Here is a 15,546-nt window from a genome sequence, read left to right on the forward strand (position 1 = left end):
GGGGATGAGGGATGGGTCGCTGCCGGGGCCCCGGTGGGACACGAGGGCCTCCTGGCGGTCGGCGGTAGGTGTCGCCGTCCACGCCGAACCCAGAAGGCCCTCACCCGTTCAGGCACAGAGGCCGCATGTCACCGACGTTGCCGAACAACACACCTAGCGGCGGTCCATCGCCGACATCGCGCGCTGCGCCAGCGGGTGCGTCCGTACCAGCTCCGCGAGTGAGGTCGTCCCCCGGGTGACCCCCGCGAAGGCGTTCCAGGCCGGACGGAAACCCGTCAGGACCGCGTGCAGGAGCCCGGGGCGGCGCTCGAACAGCTGGAGCATGCGGCGGCCGACGCCCATCTCGACGCCCAGCCCCGCCTTGATGGCGAACGCGTAGTTGAGCGCCTGGCGCCGGGCGTCGACCGCGTCGTGCGACTCCGCGATCCGCACCGCCCACTCGCCCGCGAGCCGCCCGGACCGCAGGGCGAAGGAGATGCCCTCCCTGGTCCAGGGTTCCAGCAGGCCGGCGGCGTCCCCGCAGACCACCACACGGCCGCGGGAGAGCGGCGAGTCCTCGCTGCGGCACCGCGTCAGGTGGCCCGAGGAGATCGTGGGTTCGAAGCCGGCGAGTCCCAGCCGGCCGATGAAGTCGTCCAGGTACCGCTTGGTCCCCGCTCCGTCGCCGCGTGCGGCGATGACTCCGACGGTCAGGGTGTCGCCCTTGGGGAAGACCCAGCCGTAACTGCCGGGGATCGGGCCCCAGTCGATGAGGACCCGGCCGGCCCAGTCCTCCGCGACCGTCTCCGGGACCGGGATCTCCGCCTCCAGGCCGAGGTCCACCTGGTCGAGCTTCACCCCGACGTGTGCCCCTATACGGCCCGCACTGCCGTCGGCGCCGACGACCGCCCTGGCCAGGACCGTCTCCCCGTCGGCCAGCACGACCGCGACCGTACGCCGGTCGGGCACCGCCGGACCGTGCTGCTCGACGCGCGACACCGACGCTCCGGTGCGCAGCTCCGCGCCCGCCTTCTGCGCCTCCTCGACCAGCCCGGCGTCGAACTCGGGCCGGTTGATCAGGCCGAAGAGCATCCGCTTGGAACGCCGGGTACGCGACAGCTTCCCGTTGAGCGAGAAGGTCACCGCGTGGATCCGGTCCTTCAGGGGGAGTTCGAACCCTGGCGGCAGGGAGTCCCTGGAGTATCCGATGATGCCGCCGCCGCACGTCTTGTAGCGGGGAATCTCGGCCTTCTCCAGCAGCAGGACCCGCCGGCCTGCGACGGCCGCCGCGTACGCCGCGGAAGCTCCGGCCGGACCCGCGCCGACCACGACGACGTCCCATACCGACGACGACTCTTCCGGCTCACGTCCGGCGTCTGCGTTCTCGCTGCTCACGATGTGCTTCTGCTCCCGATCCCGACCTGTGGCCCCAGTTGCTCACGGCATCCTACGGCGCGTTGTGGCCGATTCCCGCTGTGGGAGGATCAGCCATGAATTCGTCGTACACGCAACGCCGTGTCCACGGCCTCGTCCACGGTTGCGTACACACCGCGCCACAGTCCTAACGTCGCACCCACCAGGAGCGTGCCCATGACCGCCCGTCCGATTTCCGAGACCGTTGCCTCGCTGATGCCCCGTGCCAAGGCGGAGCTGGCCGAGCTGGTGGCCTTCCGGTCGGTGGCGGACCCCGCGCAGTTCCCGAGGAGCGAGTGCGAGGCGGCGGCCGACTGGGTCGCCGACGCACTGCGCGCCGAGGACTTCGAGGACGTCGCCCTCCTCGACACCCCCGACGGCACCCGGTCGGTGTACGGATTCCTTCCCGGGCCTGTCGGGGCCCCGACGGTGCTGCTCTACGCGCACTACGACGTGCAGCCTCCGCTCGACGAGTCGGCCTGGCTCTCCCCGCCGTTCGAGCTGACCGAGCGCGACGGCCGCTGGTTCGGCCGCGGCGCGGCGGACTGCAAGGGCGGCTTCGTCATGCATCTCCTCGCGCTGCGCGCCCTCAAGGCGAACGGTGGTGTCCCGGTCTCCGTCAAGGTGATCGCCGAGGGTTCGGAGGAGCAGGGGACGGGCGGACTGGAGCGGTACGCCGAGGCGCATCCCGAACTGCTCGCCGCCGACACGATCGTCATCGGCGACGCCGGGAACTTCCGGGTCGGGCTGCCCACCGTCACCACCACGCTCCGGGGCATGACCATGCTGCGCGTGCGGCTGGACACCCTGGAGGGCAACCTGCACTCCGGGCTGTTCGGCGGTGCCGCACCGGACGCGCTGGCCGCGATGATCCAGCTGCTGGCGTCGCTGCGCGCCGAGGACGGGACGACGACGGTCGACGGGCTCGCGACGGACGAGGCCTGGGACGGACTGCAGTACCCGGAGGACGAGTTCCGCACGGACGCCAAGGTGCTCGACGGTGTGGAGCTCATCGGCGCGGGCACGGTCGCCGACCGGATCTGGGCCCGGCCCGCGGTGACCGTCATCGGCATCGACTGCCCGCCGGTGGTGGGTGCCACGCCGTCCGTGCAGGCGAGCGCCCGCGCACAGATCAGCCTGCGGGTGCCGCCGGGCCAGGACGCCGCCGAGGCCACGAAGCTGCTGACCGCCCACCTCGAGGCGCACACCCCGTGGGGCGCGCGGCTCTCGGTCGAACAGGTCGGCCAGGGCCAGCCGTTCCGCGCCGATGTCTCCAGCCCGGCGTACACGTCGATGGCCGAGGCCATGCGGGTCGCCTACCCGGGACAGGAGATGCAGTCGTCCGGCATGGGCGGGTCCATCCCGCTCTGCAACACGCTCGCGGCCCTGTACCCGGAGGCGGAGATCCTGCTGATCGGGCTGAGCGAGCCCGAGGCCCGGATCCACGCGGTGAACGAGAGCGTGTCCCCCGAGGAACTGGAGCGGCTCTCGGTCGCCGAGGCCCTCTTCCTGCGCAACTACGCGGAGTCCAAGGCCTGACGGGCCCCGCGGGGCCGCGCGTCGCCCGGAGCGGCATCCCGGGCGACGCGCGCCACGTTGGGACTTCACGCCGACGGTTCCGCCGGCGCCGCCCACCCGCGTCGACCGGAAGGTGGAGGGCGTCGAGGAGCTGACGTCCGGTGGCGGTGCCCGGGTCGTCCGCTCCCCCGGTGCACACCCGGGTCCGTCACGGTCCGTCTGCCGCGCCGCGGCGTGCTGTTCACCGGTGACTGCGGGGCGGGAGCCGGCCAGGTGATGCTCGGCGTCTTCGACATCGACCGTACGAGGGCCCAGGCGTCGTTCCACCGGCCGGGCCGGGTCGGCGCACGCCCGGGGTACGTCCCTCAGCCGACCGGGGTCCCGGCCTCCAGGTTCAGGACGGCGCCCCGCTCCCTGGCCCGCAGTGCCCAGCGCAGCCGCTCGTAGCGGGTGGGCGGGAGCAGGGAGGCCGCCTCCTCCTCCGTGACGAAGCGCCAGCCGCGCAGTTCGGAGCCGGGGAGCAGCAGGCGTGCGGCGTCCGGGGCGGTCAGGCGCCCGCCGTCGAAGAGGAAGCGCAGGCCCCCGTACCCGGGCGGCTGGGGTGCCTCCCAGTCGACCAGCAGCAGCCTGGGAGGGGTGTCGAGGGTGATGCCCAGTTCCTCGGCGACTTCCCGGATGCCGGCTTCCGCGGGGGCCTCACCCGGTTCCACGACCCCGCCGGGGACCTCCCAGCCGGGTTTGTACGTCGGGTCGACGAGCAGCACCCGGTCCTGCTCGTCGAAGAGCAGCACCCCGGAGGCGACGGTCTCGGCCCGGGGTTCGGGGCTCTGCACGATGCCGCACTCCTTGGCCTCGCCGGTGCGCAGGGCCTCGGCTATCCGCTCGGCCGTCTCGTACGGGGTGAGGGTGCTGGTGTCGATGGTGAGGGCGTCGCCGGTGATCCAGTTCAGTGCCTCGCGGTAGGGCGCGATGTGGTCGTAGGCCCAGCCGGCCCCGCCGCTGGGCGCCGGACCGCCGGCGCTCCGCTCCCGGTCGGCGATCCGCTGCCGCAGGATCGTTTCCTCAGGTGAGAGCAGTACGTGGCGCACCGGGATGCGCCGGGAGGCGAGTCCGCCGAAGATCTCGTCGCGGTACTCCTGGCGCAGGAGTGTCATCGGCACCACGAGGACCCCGGGGAGCTCGGCGAGGAGCGCGGCGGCCGTGTCCACCACCAGGCGCCGCCACATCGGCAGGTCCTGGAAGGCCGTGATGTCGGCGAGTCTCTTCTGGGGCAGCAGACGGCACAGGTGCTCGCCGGTCGCTTCGGGATCGTAGAAGGTGCTGTTCGGGATCAGGTCGATCAGTTCGTTCGCGGTGCTGGTCTTGCCCGCACCGAACGCACCGTTGATCCAGACGATCATTCATACTCCAGGACCGGAAGGCCGCTGAAAAGCGGTGAAGTGGATATCTCAGGATCGTCTGGGAGAGGTATGGGAAATGGGGGCGTCCACAGCCCAGCTCCCACCACCTCCTTCTCCCACACCCCCTGGAGATACCCAACGATCCGCTCTTCCATCGCGATCGTCACTTCGCTGTACACACCCTCCACACCCGGAAGCTCATGCCCCATTCGCTCCTCGACCGCGACGCACGGGATGTCGCCGCTCAGTTCGCCGACCAGTTCCTGGGCCCGCGACTAGGGCTTGTTGCGAAAGTCCCGCCTGTCCGGCGACGCCTGGCACGCACGCTCGCTGCGTTGTCGGTATCGCCCCGATACATCCAGTATCGGGGCGACCCTCCGCCTTGCGATCGCACGCACCAGACGCCGCCGGCCCCGCCCTCCGGGCGGACGGCGCTACTTTCGAAACAAGCCCTAGGAGACCGCCGGGACTTCCCTGAAGCCCCTCCCCCTGAGCCCTCGCGCGTACAGGTGCTACAGGCTGTGCGGGAGGACCCGGAGTCCGCCCGCAGGGCGGGACGGACGAGGGACAGCCAGAACAGTCGCGTCTGCTCCGGCTCACGCAGTGCGGTCGGCCTGGGGGTCGCCGGCACAGCGCACCGCCATGCCCTCGATCTCGATGAGCATGTCGGGGTCGGACAGCGCACTGACCTCCGCCAGGAGGCTGGTCGGACGGCAGCGGACCGCGGCGAGTTCGTCCATGAGGACCCTGTAGTGGGCCTTGCAGTCGGCCAGGTCGGTGGTGAAGACGCGAAGCTGTACGACGTCCGCCATCGTCATTCCTGCTTCAGTGACGGTCTGCCCAAGCCGTTGCAGGGCAAGCCTCATCTGCCCGGCCATGTCCCCCGTGCAGGCGATGGTGCCGTCGTCGTCGCGGGCCTCATGCCCGGAGACAAAAAGCCAGCTCAGGGGCGATTCAACCCGGACCGCACGGTTGTACATCAGCCTCTCGCCCACCATACGTGGACCGATCTCGTGCACGCCCATCTCTCCCACCCTTCCGGTCGGATTCCGGAATCCAGGCAACCACCATGGCCACGGCGCCTTCCGGACCCGGTCGGAACGGGCGTGTCGCTCCAGGACCGCGCCGCCGCCCCCTGCCGCGTGGACACCGGCCTCGGGGCGCAGCGGACAACGGACAACGGTTGACGATGGGAGACGTGGCCGCGCAGGGGAAGGAGGGCCCCCGGCGCCCGCCGCGGATGGCAGCGGGGCGGGGATCAGTCGCGCGAGTGCTCCGGGGAGGTGGGTGGTTCCGCCAGGGTCCATGACGCGAGCAGGTTCAGCGCATGGGCGGACGCCGATCCGGGTTCGGCGGTGTAGAGGAACAGGGTGGTCTCGCTGTCCCCGGGGAGTGCGAGAGTCTCGTACTCCACCGTGAGTTCGCCGACCAAAGGGTGCCTCAGCCGCTTGGAACCGTGTGTGCGCTGATGCACGCGGTGCTGCTGCCACCAGTGGTCGAAGTCCTCGCTCCGTTCCCGCAGATCGGCGACGAGCGCCTGCGTGGCCTGCCGCTCCGACGCGCGGACCGCGTCCAGGCGCAGGTTCTCCACTGCGGCGCGGGCCTGCACTTCCCAGTCGACGAACAGGTCGCGCGCGTCCTTGTCGAGGAAGAGCCAGCGGGTGTAGTTGCGCTCCTTGGCGGGCATGGCGTCGAAGTCCGCGAACAGTGCCCTGGCCATCCGGTTCGCCCCCAGGACGGCTGACCGACGCCCCAGGATGAGCGCGGGAAGAGCGCTGTCCAGGGAGTCGAGGAGTCGGTGGAGCCCGGGGCGCAGGCGCTGCACGCTGGGCGCACGCGCCGAAGAGCGGGTGGTGGTGACGCCGACGAGATCCTTGAGGTGGGCAAGGCTTGCCTCGTCCAGTCTCAGGGCATGCCCGATGGCTTCGACGACGGCAGGGGACGGATTGATGGGACGGCCCTGCTCGAGACGGGCGTAGTAGTCGGCGGAGACCCCCGCCAACAGGGCGACTTCCTCTCGCCGAAGTCCCGGCACGCGCCGTACCCGTCCGTCCGGCGGCAGCCCAGCCCGCTCGGGATCGCACTGGGCACGGCAGCGCTTGAGGAAATCGGCGATTTCGCGGTTGACGGAAGCCATAAGAACAAGTCTGTGGCACGAAAAGCGCTGGTGGCCGCCCAAGCTGGGTCGGTCGGTCCTAGTCAGCCGCGACCTGGGGCGCCCAGGGCATGGCATGGCCCCGAAAGCCGCTCCGCCGCGCTTCAGGCTTGAGTCAGCGCCGGAACACCGGCCCTGCTCCGGCTTCCCCTTGAACCCGCACCAAAGAGGAAACACCCATGCCTTCCACCACCGCACCCGCCACCTGGTTCATCACCGGCGCCTCCCGCGGGATCGGACTCGAGCTGGTCCGGCAGCTGCTCGCCCAGGGCGACAACGTGGCCGCCACCACCCGCTCCACCGAGCGCCTCACGGCCGCACTGGGCGGCACGGCCGACACCAGCCGGCTCCTCGCGCTGACCGTGGACCTGACGGACGAGGCCGAGGTCGGGAGCGCCGTGGACCAAGCCGCCGAGCGATTCGGCCGTCTTGACGTCGTCGTGAACAACGCCGGTTACGGCTTCCTCGCCGCCGTCGAGGAGACCAGCACCAAGGACGTGCGGGACATGCTCGACGTCCAGGTCGTCGGAGTCTGGAACGTGCTGCGCGCGGCGTTGCCGGTCCTGCGTGAGCAGCGCGCGGGCCGCGTCATCAACATCTCCTCGATCCTGGGTCTGACCACGATGCCCGGGTGGGCCCTGTACTGCGCGGGCAAGTTCGCTCTCGAAGGGCTGAGCGAGGCGCTCGCCGCCGAGGTCGCGGACCTCGGCATCAAGGTCACGGTCGTCGAGCCCGGCTACTTCCGCACCTCCTTCCTCACCACGGACTCACTCGCCCTGCCCGCCGAGACCTCAAAGCACTACCCGGCCGTACGGACCATGGTCGAGGACCACCTCGAGCTCCAGGGACGCCAGCTCGGCGACCCGGTCAAGGGAGCCGCCGCCATCATCGAGCGCGCGGGCCACGACGACGGTCCCCTGCGCCAGCTACTGGGCTCCGATGCCCACGCCTACGCCACCGCGAAGGTCGATGCCCTGCGCGCCGATCTCGACGCCACCGCCGCCTCCGCCGCGACCACCGACTTTCCCGGAGTCTGAGCACGCGCGGCGGCCCGCCGGCCGGTCCGGTCCCCGGGAAAAGGAGGCTGCCTGCCGTCACCCGATCCAGCCCGCAATAGCCGCACACTGTTGTTATAGGCTATAACTAAAGCGTGTGGCGATAGCAGCGAAAGGGCTACGTCGCCCCAGCCGAAGGGATCACGACATGACTGCAACATCTGGTGCACTCCACACCGTTCTGGGAGCCGGGCCCGCCGGCACCTCCGTCGCCTTGGAACTGGCACGCCGCGGGCATGCGGTTCGGCTGGTCGACCGGGCCGGTTCCGGTGAAGCGCTGGACGGCGTCGAGCGGCTCGCCGGGGATGTCGGCACGGTGGACGGGGCGCTCGCCGCGATCGAGGGCGCGGACGTCGTCTACCACTGCGTCAACGTGGCCTATCACCTCCAGGTCGACGTCATGCCGGGCATACAGGAGGCGGTGTTGGGCGCGGTGGCGCGCACCGGCGCGCGCCTGGTCGTCCTGGACACGATCTACCCCTACGGCGAGACGCGCGGCGAGGTCATGACGGAGGACACCCCGTGGCGGGCGGCCACGGCCAAGGGCAAGATGCGTGCCGCGCTGGACGAGAACTACCTCGCCGCACACAAGGAGGACCGCGCGAAGGTCGTGCTCGGCCGCTCGGCGGACTTCGTCGGCCCCCGCGTGCTCAACTCCACGCTGGGCGGGGCCGTTTTCCCGGGCGCACTCACGGGCGGCGAGGTGCTGGCGCTGGGCGACATCGACCTCGAGCACAGCTACAGCAGCATCCTCGACGTGGCCCGGGGCCTGGCCGTACTCGGCGAGAACCCGTCAGGAGACGGCCGGGCCTGGCACCTGCCCACCGCCCCCGCCCGCACCACACGCGAGATCCTCACCACGCTGGGCGACCTGGTCGGTCACCCGCTGCGGACGGTCACGGTGGACCAGCCGCGCCCGTTCGGGCCGTTCGACGAGACGTTCATGAACTCCTACGCCGAGCTGTTCTACCAGCACACCGAGCCGCAGATCATGGACTCCTCCGCGTTCCAGCGGAAGTTCGGCATCGCGCCCACCCCGATCGAGACCACTCTGAGCCAGACCCTGGAGTGGTACCGGGGCTTCCTCGCCGCGCGGGCGAAGGACTGAGAGCGCAGCGACGGAGGACCGCCTTCCGGCCCGGACCGGGCCGGTCGGGTTCATGCGCCCGCGACTGAGCGGGCCCGGCACGACGCCCGAACAGTTCGAAACCGACCCGGGGCGCACCGCCCTCGTCTCCCACGTCAACCAGTACGTGGGCAGCGCTGCCCCGGCTCCCACGCGGCCTGACGCTCGGCCGGGCGGCGGAGCGGCAGGGCAGCGCTGCCGCCCCGCCGCTCGGCACCCCCAAGCGTTCACCGGTCAGTCGACCCGGTCCGACTCCCCCGCCTCCGGCGTTCGTAGGGTCTCGGCGTGCCGTCGCCGACGGTCCAGCACTCGTTCGACGACCAGGGTGGAGGGCAGAGCGGTGCCGCGAGCACGGCGAAGACGGGGAGGACGAAGCGTCCACGGATCCCTTTGGGCACGTGCGGACGCGGGCCCCCGGCGGCGCCGCACCTGACGAACAGGACCGAGGGCGCGGCTATCCTCCGCCACAGGCGGAGGAGCGCCCTCGGATTCCGTCCAGGAGGTACATGGTGCGGCGGTCGTAGTCGTCCCGGGGAGGCCGCTTGCCGTGCTTGAGGGCAAGGGCGTTGTCCACGACGAGTGCGTGCAGGTCGGCCGCCGTGAACTCCGGCCGCAGCGCGTCAGAGGCTCGCGCCGCGGCGACGAGCTCCTCGTTGGCCTCGCTTCCGACCCGGCAGATCTCCATCAGCTGCCGCGAATGCGGATACGTCTGCAACAGCACGTCGTTGAAGGCGGGCTGGCGGTACTGGAGGTCGCGGAGCGCGGTGAGGTAGTACGTGATCCGCTCGCCCACGTCGTCGACGGCCCGAGCATGGTCGATGACGGCGAACAGCTCACTCGCCACGAGTTCTTCGATGACGGCTTCGATGAGGCCGACCCGCCCACCGAACCGGTTGAAGATCGTGGCCTTGCTCACCCCTGCCGCCTTGGCGACCTCCTCCAGCGGCACCGTCAGGCCCTGCCCATGGAAGGCGCCGATCGCGGCGGAGCGGATCTTCTCGGAATTACGCCGGGCGTCGGCGCGCAGCCGGGATCCCGAAGGCACCGCGCTCACCGACCCCTCCTGCCGATCGACGCAACTTGACTCATGCGGTCAGCTTACCTACGGTCGCAGCCGGAAGCGAAACTAACCCACATGGTCAACTTGTCGTTCCGAGAGGTCGAAAACATGATCGTTGTGACTGGCGCCACCGGTGGGCTGGGCGGCACGACCGTCGAGCACCTCCTCAAGCGCATACCCGCCGACCAGATCGGCATCAGCGTCCGCGACACCGCCAGGGCGCAGCACTTCGCCGACCGCGGCGTACGCGTACGGCAGGGCACCTACGAGGATCCGGCCGCGCTGCGCGACTCCTTCGCCGGTGCCGAGCAGGTCCTCCTGGTATCCGGTAACGACCCTGACGCCGACATGGTCGGCCTGCACCGCAATGCCGTCGAAGCCGCAGTCGCGGCCGGCGCGCGGCGCATCCTCTACACGAGCCAGCACGGCGCCGTCCCCGGCAACCCGTACCCGCCGTCGGACATCCACATCGCCACCGAGGCGCTCCTCGACGACTCGGGCGTCCCCTGGACCGCACTGCGCAACGGCGCCTACGGCCCGCTCGACCAGGTGCTCGGCCCGTGGCAGCGGACCGGAGTGATCGCCCAGCCGCAAGACGGCCCCGTCCCGTACACCGACCGTGCCGACATAGCCGAGGCCACCGCGGTCGTTCTCACCGGCGACCGCTCCTTCGACGGCCCCGTCGACCTCACCGCACCGAACGCCGTCACCTTCGACGATGTCGCCGAGATCGCCTCCGCCCTCACCGGTCGCCCTGTCGAACGCGTCGTCCTGGACGACGAACAGTGGGTCGCCGACCGGATCGCGATCGGTGTCCCGGAGCAGATGGCCCGGCTCATGCTCACCTGGTACCAGGCCGCCCGCTCCGGCTGCTTCGCCGAAGCCGGTCCCCTACTGGCCGAACTGCTCGGCCGCGAGCCCCGCACCGCCGCCGAACGGCTCGCAGCCCACGTCGCCGCCTGAAGCTGAGCTTCTCTTCGATCGCCTGCCCCTCATCCGTAGCCCACTGCGGTTTGCCCGCAACACCCCGCTGCGGAAGCCCCGTCGAAGCGGCGTGGTTGCCGCCGGGGCCCGCCCCCTGTACGAGTCCCGGCCGCCGGTGGCGGAGGGCTCGGGGCGCGTGGGAGCGGGTCGGCGGCCGTGACCGGGGTCCGCCGGGGCCCTGGCACTACTGCGCCGCCACCGCCCGTACGCCGTTGCTCCCGCTCGCCGGGAGCGCCGCGGTGGCCGCCGCCGCCGCGCCCACCAGGCCCGCGTCGGTGCCCATGCGCGCGGGGGCCACCGTGAGCCGCTGGACGAAGGAGAGGGTGGCGTAGTCGCGCAGGGAGCGGCGCAGCGGTGCGAGGAGGACGTCGCCCGCGCCCGCCACTCCTCCGCCGATCACCGCGATGTCGATCTCGACCAGGGTGGCGGTCGCGGCGATGCCCGCGGCGAGCGCCTGGGCCGCCCTCTCGTACGAGGCGACGGCCACCGGATCGCCGGCCCGCGCGGAGGCGGCCACGGCGGCCGCCGACCTGTCTCCGTCCGGCCCGGGGCGCCAGCCGTGCTCCAGGGCCCGTCGGGCGATGTTCGGGCCGCTGGCGAGGCGCTCGACGCAGCCGCGGGCTCCGCACGGGCAGGTGTCGCCGTCCAGGTCGACGCTGATATGGCCGATGTGACCGGCGTTGCCCGTGGGGCCGGGGCGCAGCTTTCCGCCCAGCACGAGGCCGCCGCCGACGCCGGTGGAGACCACCATGCACAGCGCGTTGTCGTAGCCGCGCGCCGCGCCGAGCCAGTGTTCGGCCGCCGTCATCGCCACACCGTCGCCGACCAGCACGACCGGCAGCCCGCCCGTCGCCTCGGCGACCCGCTCCACCAGCGGGAAGCCGCGCCAGCCGGGGACGTTGACCGGGCTGACCGTGCCCGCCGACGCGTCGACGGGCCCCGCGCTGCCGATGCCGAGGGCGCGCACGCCGGACCACAGCGGGGAGGACGTCAGCTCGGCCAGGACCTCGCCGACCGCCCCCATCACCGATTCGGCGTCCTCCTGGGCGGGCGTCTCCCGCCGGGCCCGCACCAGCAGGGATCCGGCGTCGTCCACCAACGCGCCGGCGATCTTGGTGCCGCCGATGTCCAGAGCGGCGACGAGGTCGGTTTGCATCGGTGGCGACTCTCCGGAGGGGTGCGTGGCGGGACCTGCGACTTCGGTCGGTGTTCCGCCCAGTCTCCCCTCCCATGACAACGTTGTCCAGGGCCTATGCTCGACGCCACAGCCTTCGGCGGCCCTCCCGCGCCCCACGTGGGAGGGACCGAAGGCACCCGCCTCCGACGACAGGACAGCGCACCGTGGCCGAGACCGCCCGCCATCCCGAGCCCCGTTACGGCACCAGGCCGACCATGAAGGACGTGGCGGCCCGCGCCGGAGTGGGCCTCAAGACGGTCTCCCGGGTGGTGAACAGCGAACCCGGCGTCACGCCCGACACCGAACGCCGCGTCCAGGAGGCGATCGACGCGCTCGGCTTCCGCCGCAACGACAGCGCGCGCGTGCTCCGCAAGGGCCGCACCGCGTCCATCGGACTCGTCCTGGAAGACCTCGCGGACCCCTTCTACGGCCCGCTGAGCCGGGCGGTGGAGGAGGTGGCCCGCGCCCACGGCGCCCTCCTGATCAACGGTTCGAGCGCCGAGGACCCCGAGCGCGAGCAGGAGCTGGTGCTCGCGCTCTGCGCGCGCCGGGTGGACGGCCTCATCGTGATCCCGGCGGGCGACGACCACCGCTACCTGGAGCCCGAGATAAGGGCGGGCGTCGCCACCGTGTTCGTCGACCGCCCGGCCGGCCGGATCGACGCCGACATGGTCCTCTCGGACAGCTTCGGCGGCGCCCGGGAGGGGGTCGCCCACCTGGTGGCGCACGGCCACCGCCGGATCGGCTTCATCGGCGACCGGCCGCGCATCCACACGGCCACCGAGCGGCTGCGGGGCTACCACGCGGCCATGGCCGACGCCGGGATCACCGTCGAGGAGGACTGGGTCTCGCTCGGCCCGACCGAGCCGGAGCGCGTCAGGACGGCCACCGAGACCATGCTGGCGGGCCCGGAGCCGGTCACCGCCCTCTTCGCGGGCAACAACCGGGTGACGGTCACCGTCGTCCGCGTCCTCGCGGAGAGCGAGCGCCGAACCGCTCTGGTCGGCTTCGACGACATCGAACTGGCCGACCTGCTCGGCATCACGGTGGTCTCCCAGGATGCCGCCGCGGTCGGCCGGACCGCCGCGGAGCACCTCTTCCGCCGCCTCGACGGCGCCGGGCACGCACCGGCCAGGGTGGAGCTGCCGACCCGGCTCGTCGCCCGGGGCTCCGGCGAACTCCCGCCCGCCTGAGCCCTCCCCGACCCGGATCCCTCACGGACCCGGATCCCTCACGGCGCGGTGACCGTCAGGCCGCCGCGCCGGGGCGAGGCGAAGCCGTCCAGGTCCGCGCGGGTGAGGCCGGTGAGCCGGGCGACCTCGTCGGTGTCCAGCGCACCGCAGTCGATGCCGCGCAGCAGGTAGCCGCTGAGGGCCTTGGCGGTCGCGGGCTCGTCCATGACGTCGCCGCCGGCCTTGGCCACGTAGGCGGCGAGGCGGGAGGCCGCCTGGTCCAGGCCCTCGCGGTAGAAGGTGTAGACGGCCGCGTAACGGGTGGGCAGGTGCCCCGGGTGCATGTCCCAGCCCTGGTAGTAGGCGCGGGCCAGCGCACGCCGGGTGAGGCCGTAGTGCAGCCGCCAGGCGTCGTGGACCTGTCGGGCGGGGCCGACGGGCAGCACGTTGGTGGAGCCGTCGCAGACGCGTACGCCCGTGCCGGCGGCGGCGACCTGCATGACCGCCTTGGCGTGGTCCGCGGCCGGGTGGTCGCTCGCCTGGTAGGCGGGGCTGACGCCGACGCAGGCGCTGTAGTCGAAGGTCCCGTAGTGCAGACCCGTCGCACGGCCCTGGGCGGCGTCGATCATGCGGGCCACGGCGGCGGTCCCGTCGGCTGCGAGGATCGACTGACTGGTCTCGATCTGGATCTCGAACCCGATCCGTCCCGCAGGCAGCCCGTGGGCGTCCTCGAAGGCCTCCAGCAGCCGGACGAAGGCGGTGACCTGCTCCGGGTACGTCACCTTGGGCAGGGTCAGGACCAGCCCGTCGGGCAGGCCGCCGGCCCGCATCAGGCCGGTGAGGAAGATGTCCGTGGTGCGGATGCCCCGGTCCCGCACGGCGGCCTCCATGCACTTCATGCGGATACCCGTGTACGGGGCGGCGGTCCCGTCGGCGTACGCACCGGCGACCAGCCGGGCGGCGCGGGCCGCGGCCTCGTCCTCCTCGGCGTCGGGGCGGGGCCCGTAGCCGTCCTCGAAGTCGATGCGCAGGTCCTCCACCGGCTCGCGCTCCAGCTTGGCGCGTACGCGGTCGTGGACGGCCTCCGCGAGCTCCTGCGGGACGGACAGGATCTCGGCGAACGCCGCGGCGTCGGGGGCGTGTTCGTCGAGCGCCTCCAGCGCCCGGTCGCCCCACGAGCGCAGGGTGTCGGCCTCGAAGGCGTCGGCGGGGACGTAGACGGTGTGGACGGGCTGGCGGGTACCCGGGTCCCCCGGGTAGCGCCGGGCGAGTTCGGCGTCCACCGCGGTGAGGGAGGCGCCGATCTCCGTGCCCACCGTGCCGGCGAGGCTCGTCGCCACCTGCTCCTGCTGACCCATGACCATGCCCTCCACCTCTTCAAGGTTTCCGCTTGACGGAATCAATCATCCGCATAGTGAAGTTATAAGCCTCCGGACCGGGCGTCAATGGTGACCGGAAACGGCCCGGGGCCGCGCGGTGCGAACACCACGCGGCCCCGGGCCGTCGGATCGGTACGACGTCGGCCGATCAGCCCTTGCGGGTCTTGACCTCGTCGGTGAGCTGCGGGACGACGGCGAACAGGTCGCCGACGACGCCGTAGTCGACCAGGTCGAAGATCGGAGCCTCTGCGTCCTTGTTGATGGCGACGATGGTCTTCGAGGTCTGCATACCGGCGCGGTGCTGGATCGCGCCCGAGATGCCGGAGGCGATGTACAGCTGCGGGGAGACCGACTTGCCGGTCTGGCCGACCTGGCTGGCGTGCGGGTACCAGCCGGCGTCGACGGCGGCGCGCGAGGCGCCGACGGCGGCACCGAGCGAGTCGGCGAGCGCCTCGATGATCGCGAAGTTCTCCGCGCCGTTGACGCCACGGCCGCCGGAGACGACGATCGCGGCCTCGGTGAGCTCCGGGCGGCCGGTCGACTCACGCGGGGTGCGGGAGAGGACCTTGGTCCCGGTGGCCTTCTCGGAGAACGAGACGTTCAGGGCCTCGACGGCGCCCGCGGCCGGGGCGGCCTCCACGGCGGCCGAGTTCGGCTTGACCGTGATGACCGGAGTGCCCTTGGAGACACGGGACTTGGTGGTGTACGAGGCGGCGAACGCGGACTGCGTCGCGACCGGGCCCTCGTCACCGGCCTCGAGGTCGACGGCGTCGGTGATGATGCCGGAGCCGATACGGAGCGCGAGGCGGGCCGCGATCTCCTTGGCCTCCGCGGAGGAGGGCAGCAGCACGGCGGCCGGGGACACGGCGTCGTAGGCGGCCTGGAGGGCGTCCACCTTCGGGACGACGAGGTAGTCGGCGAACTCCGGCGCGTCGGCGGTCAGGACCTTGACCGCACCGTGCTCGGCGAGCGCGGCGGCGGTGTCGGCGGCGCCGTTGCCGAGGGCGACGGCGACGGGCTCACCGATGCGGCGGGCGAGCGTCAGCAGCTCCAGCGTGGGCTTGCGGACGGCACCGTCCACGTGGTCGACATAGACGAGTACTTCAGCCATGGGACTTCAATCTCCTG

General features: G+C 71.9%; 14 protein-coding genes and 1 pseudogene. 6 read left to right on the plus strand and 9 right to left on the minus strand.

Going from position 1 to position 15,546, the window contains the following annotated elements; genetic code table 11:
* Nucleotides 1–153: 153 nt before the first annotated feature.
* The gene (locus tag SACTE_RS02365) at nt 154–1,374 is read right to left on the minus strand and encodes a geranylgeranyl reductase family protein (protein ID WP_014044426.1); all 1,221 of its coding nucleotides are present in this window, start codon (nt 1,372–1,374) and stop codon (nt 154–156) included.
* A gap of 195 nt (nt 1,375–1,569) precedes the next feature.
* On the opposite strand from SACTE_RS02365, the gene SACTE_RS02370 reads away from it, so the two are divergent.
* Together SACTE_RS02370 and SACTE_RS34820 are read left to right on the plus strand one after the other, a co-directional pair.
* The gene (locus tag SACTE_RS02370) at nt 1,570–2,931 is read left to right on the plus strand and encodes a dipeptidase (protein WP_014044427.1); all 1,362 of its coding nucleotides are present in this window, start codon (nt 1,570–1,572) and stop codon (nt 2,929–2,931) included.
* 73 nt (nt 2,932–3,004) lie between these two features.
* Nucleotides 3,005–3,240, plus strand: a pseudogene (locus tag SACTE_RS34820) (MBL fold metallo-hydrolase); the annotation flags it as partial.
* A 35-nt stretch (nt 3,241–3,275) separates the two neighbouring features.
* Here SACTE_RS34820 and SACTE_RS02375 read toward each other — a convergent pair.
* The 4 genes from SACTE_RS02375 to SACTE_RS02390 all read right to left on the minus strand — a co-directional run bounded on the left by SACTE_RS02375 (nt 3,276) and on the right by SACTE_RS02390 (nt 6,447).
* Nucleotides 3,276–4,310: an NUDIX hydrolase gene (locus SACTE_RS02375; RefSeq protein ID WP_014044428.1), complete on the minus strand. Its 1,035-nt coding sequence runs from the start codon at nt 4,308–4,310 to the stop codon at nt 3,276–3,278.
* A complete protein-coding gene (locus SACTE_RS34355) occupies nt 4,307–4,519 on the minus strand; it encodes a hypothetical protein (RefSeq protein WP_019992885.1) in 213 nt (70 codons plus the stop codon). Before SACTE_RS34355 ends, SACTE_RS02375 begins: the two co-directional genes overlap by 4 nt.
* Before the next feature lie 387 nt (nt 4,520–4,906).
* On the minus strand, nt 4,907–5,335 hold the full coding sequence (locus SACTE_RS02385) for a Rid family hydrolase (protein WP_014044429.1): 429 nt from the start codon (nt 5,333–5,335) through the stop codon (nt 4,907–4,909).
* Nucleotides 5,336–5,568: 233 nt separating this feature from the next.
* Nucleotides 5,569–6,447 carry a helix-turn-helix transcriptional regulator gene (locus SACTE_RS02390; RefSeq protein WP_014044430.1) on the minus strand — a complete coding sequence of 293 codons (879 nt, stop codon included), beginning with the start codon at nt 6,445–6,447 and terminating at the stop codon, nt 5,569–5,571.
* 197 nt (nt 6,448–6,644) lie between these two features.
* Between SACTE_RS02390 and SACTE_RS02395 the strand changes: the two genes are divergently transcribed.
* Nucleotides 6,645–7,502, plus strand: coding sequence for an SDR family oxidoreductase (locus SACTE_RS02395; RefSeq protein WP_014044431.1), 858 nt, complete (start codon nt 6,645–6,647; stop codon nt 7,500–7,502).
* Nucleotides 7,503–7,668: 166 nt separating this feature from the next.
* Entirely contained in the window at nt 7,669–8,628 is a 960-nt protein-coding gene (locus SACTE_RS02400; RefSeq protein ID WP_014044432.1) for an NAD-dependent epimerase/dehydratase family protein, read from the plus strand.
* 472 nt (nt 8,629–9,100) lie between these two features.
* On the opposite strand, the gene SACTE_RS02405 is transcribed toward SACTE_RS02400, so the two are convergent.
* Nucleotides 9,101–9,700, minus strand: a complete 600-nt coding sequence (locus tag SACTE_RS02405; protein ID WP_014044433.1) for a TetR/AcrR family transcriptional regulator — start codon at nt 9,698–9,700, stop codon at nt 9,101–9,103.
* A 114-nt stretch (nt 9,701–9,814) separates the two neighbouring features.
* Between SACTE_RS02405 and SACTE_RS02410 the strand changes: the two genes are divergently transcribed.
* Nucleotides 9,815–10,669 (plus strand): NAD(P)H-binding protein, encoded by an 855-nt coding sequence (locus tag SACTE_RS02410; protein ID WP_014044434.1) that lies wholly within the window; start codon nt 9,815–9,817, stop codon nt 10,667–10,669.
* Between the two features lie 205 nt (nt 10,670–10,874).
* Here SACTE_RS02410 and SACTE_RS02415 read toward each other — a convergent pair whose 3' ends face one another.
* Nucleotides 10,875–11,846, minus strand: coding sequence for an ROK family protein (locus SACTE_RS02415; RefSeq protein WP_014044435.1), 972 nt, complete (start codon nt 11,844–11,846; stop codon nt 10,875–10,877).
* A gap of 185 nt (nt 11,847–12,031) precedes the next feature.
* Here SACTE_RS02415 and SACTE_RS02420 point away from each other — a divergent pair, with 185 nt between their 5' ends.
* Entirely contained in the window at nt 12,032–13,060 is a 1,029-nt protein-coding gene (locus SACTE_RS02420) for a LacI family DNA-binding transcriptional regulator (protein ID WP_014044436.1), read from the plus strand.
* 38 nt (nt 13,061–13,098) lie between these two features.
* Here SACTE_RS02420 and SACTE_RS02425 read toward each other — a convergent pair whose 3' ends face one another.
* On the minus strand, nt 13,099–14,397 hold the full coding sequence (locus SACTE_RS02425; RefSeq protein WP_014044437.1) for an aldolase/citrate lyase family protein: 1,299 nt from the start codon (nt 14,395–14,397) through the stop codon (nt 13,099–13,101).
* A 169-nt stretch (nt 14,398–14,566) separates the two neighbouring features.
* Complete coding sequence (locus SACTE_RS02430; protein WP_014044438.1) at nt 14,567–15,529, minus strand: electron transfer flavoprotein subunit alpha/FixB family protein; 963 nt, start codon at nt 15,527–15,529, stop codon at nt 14,567–14,569.
* Nucleotides 15,530–15,546: the final 17 nt, after the last annotated feature.

Origin of the sequence: Streptomyces sp. SirexAA-E (genome assembly GCF_000177195.2) — a bacterium.
In the GTDB taxonomy this organism is placed as follows: domain Bacteria; phylum Actinomycetota; class Actinomycetes; order Streptomycetales; family Streptomycetaceae; genus Streptomyces; species Streptomyces flavovirens.

Coding starts and splice junctions, on each gene's coding strand:
- SACTE_RS02425 (WP_014044437.1), bottom strand. CDS start 14,397: ATGGGTCAGCAGGAGCAGGTGGCGACGAGCCTCGCCGGCACGGTGGGC.
- SACTE_RS02375 (WP_014044428.1), bottom strand. CDS start 4,310: ATGATCGTCTGGATCAACGGTGCGTTCGGTGCGGGCAAGACCAGCACC.
- SACTE_RS02430 (WP_014044438.1), bottom strand. CDS start 15,529: ATGGCTGAAGTACTCGTCTATGTCGACCACGTGGACGGTGCCGTCCGC.
- SACTE_RS34355 (WP_019992885.1), bottom strand. CDS start 4,519: ATGGGGCATGAGCTTCCGGGTGTGGAGGGTGTGTACAGCGAAGTGACG.
- SACTE_RS02370 (WP_014044427.1), top strand. CDS start 1,570: ATGACCGCCCGTCCGATTTCCGAGACCGTTGCCTCGCTGATGCCCCGT.
- SACTE_RS02390 (WP_014044430.1), bottom strand. CDS start 6,447: ATGGCTTCCGTCAACCGCGAAATCGCCGATTTCCTCAAGCGCTGCCGT.
- SACTE_RS02395 (WP_014044431.1), top strand. CDS start 6,645: ATGCCTTCCACCACCGCACCCGCCACCTGGTTCATCACCGGCGCCTCC.
- SACTE_RS02415 (WP_014044435.1), bottom strand. CDS start 11,846: ATGCAAACCGACCTCGTCGCCGCTCTGGACATCGGCGGCACCAAGATC.
- SACTE_RS02385 (WP_014044429.1), bottom strand. CDS start 5,335: ATGGGCGTGCACGAGATCGGTCCACGTATGGTGGGCGAGAGGCTGATG.
- SACTE_RS02400 (WP_014044432.1), top strand. CDS start 7,669: ATGACTGCAACATCTGGTGCACTCCACACCGTTCTGGGAGCCGGGCCC.
- SACTE_RS02410 (WP_014044434.1), top strand. CDS start 9,815: ATGATCGTTGTGACTGGCGCCACCGGTGGGCTGGGCGGCACGACCGTC.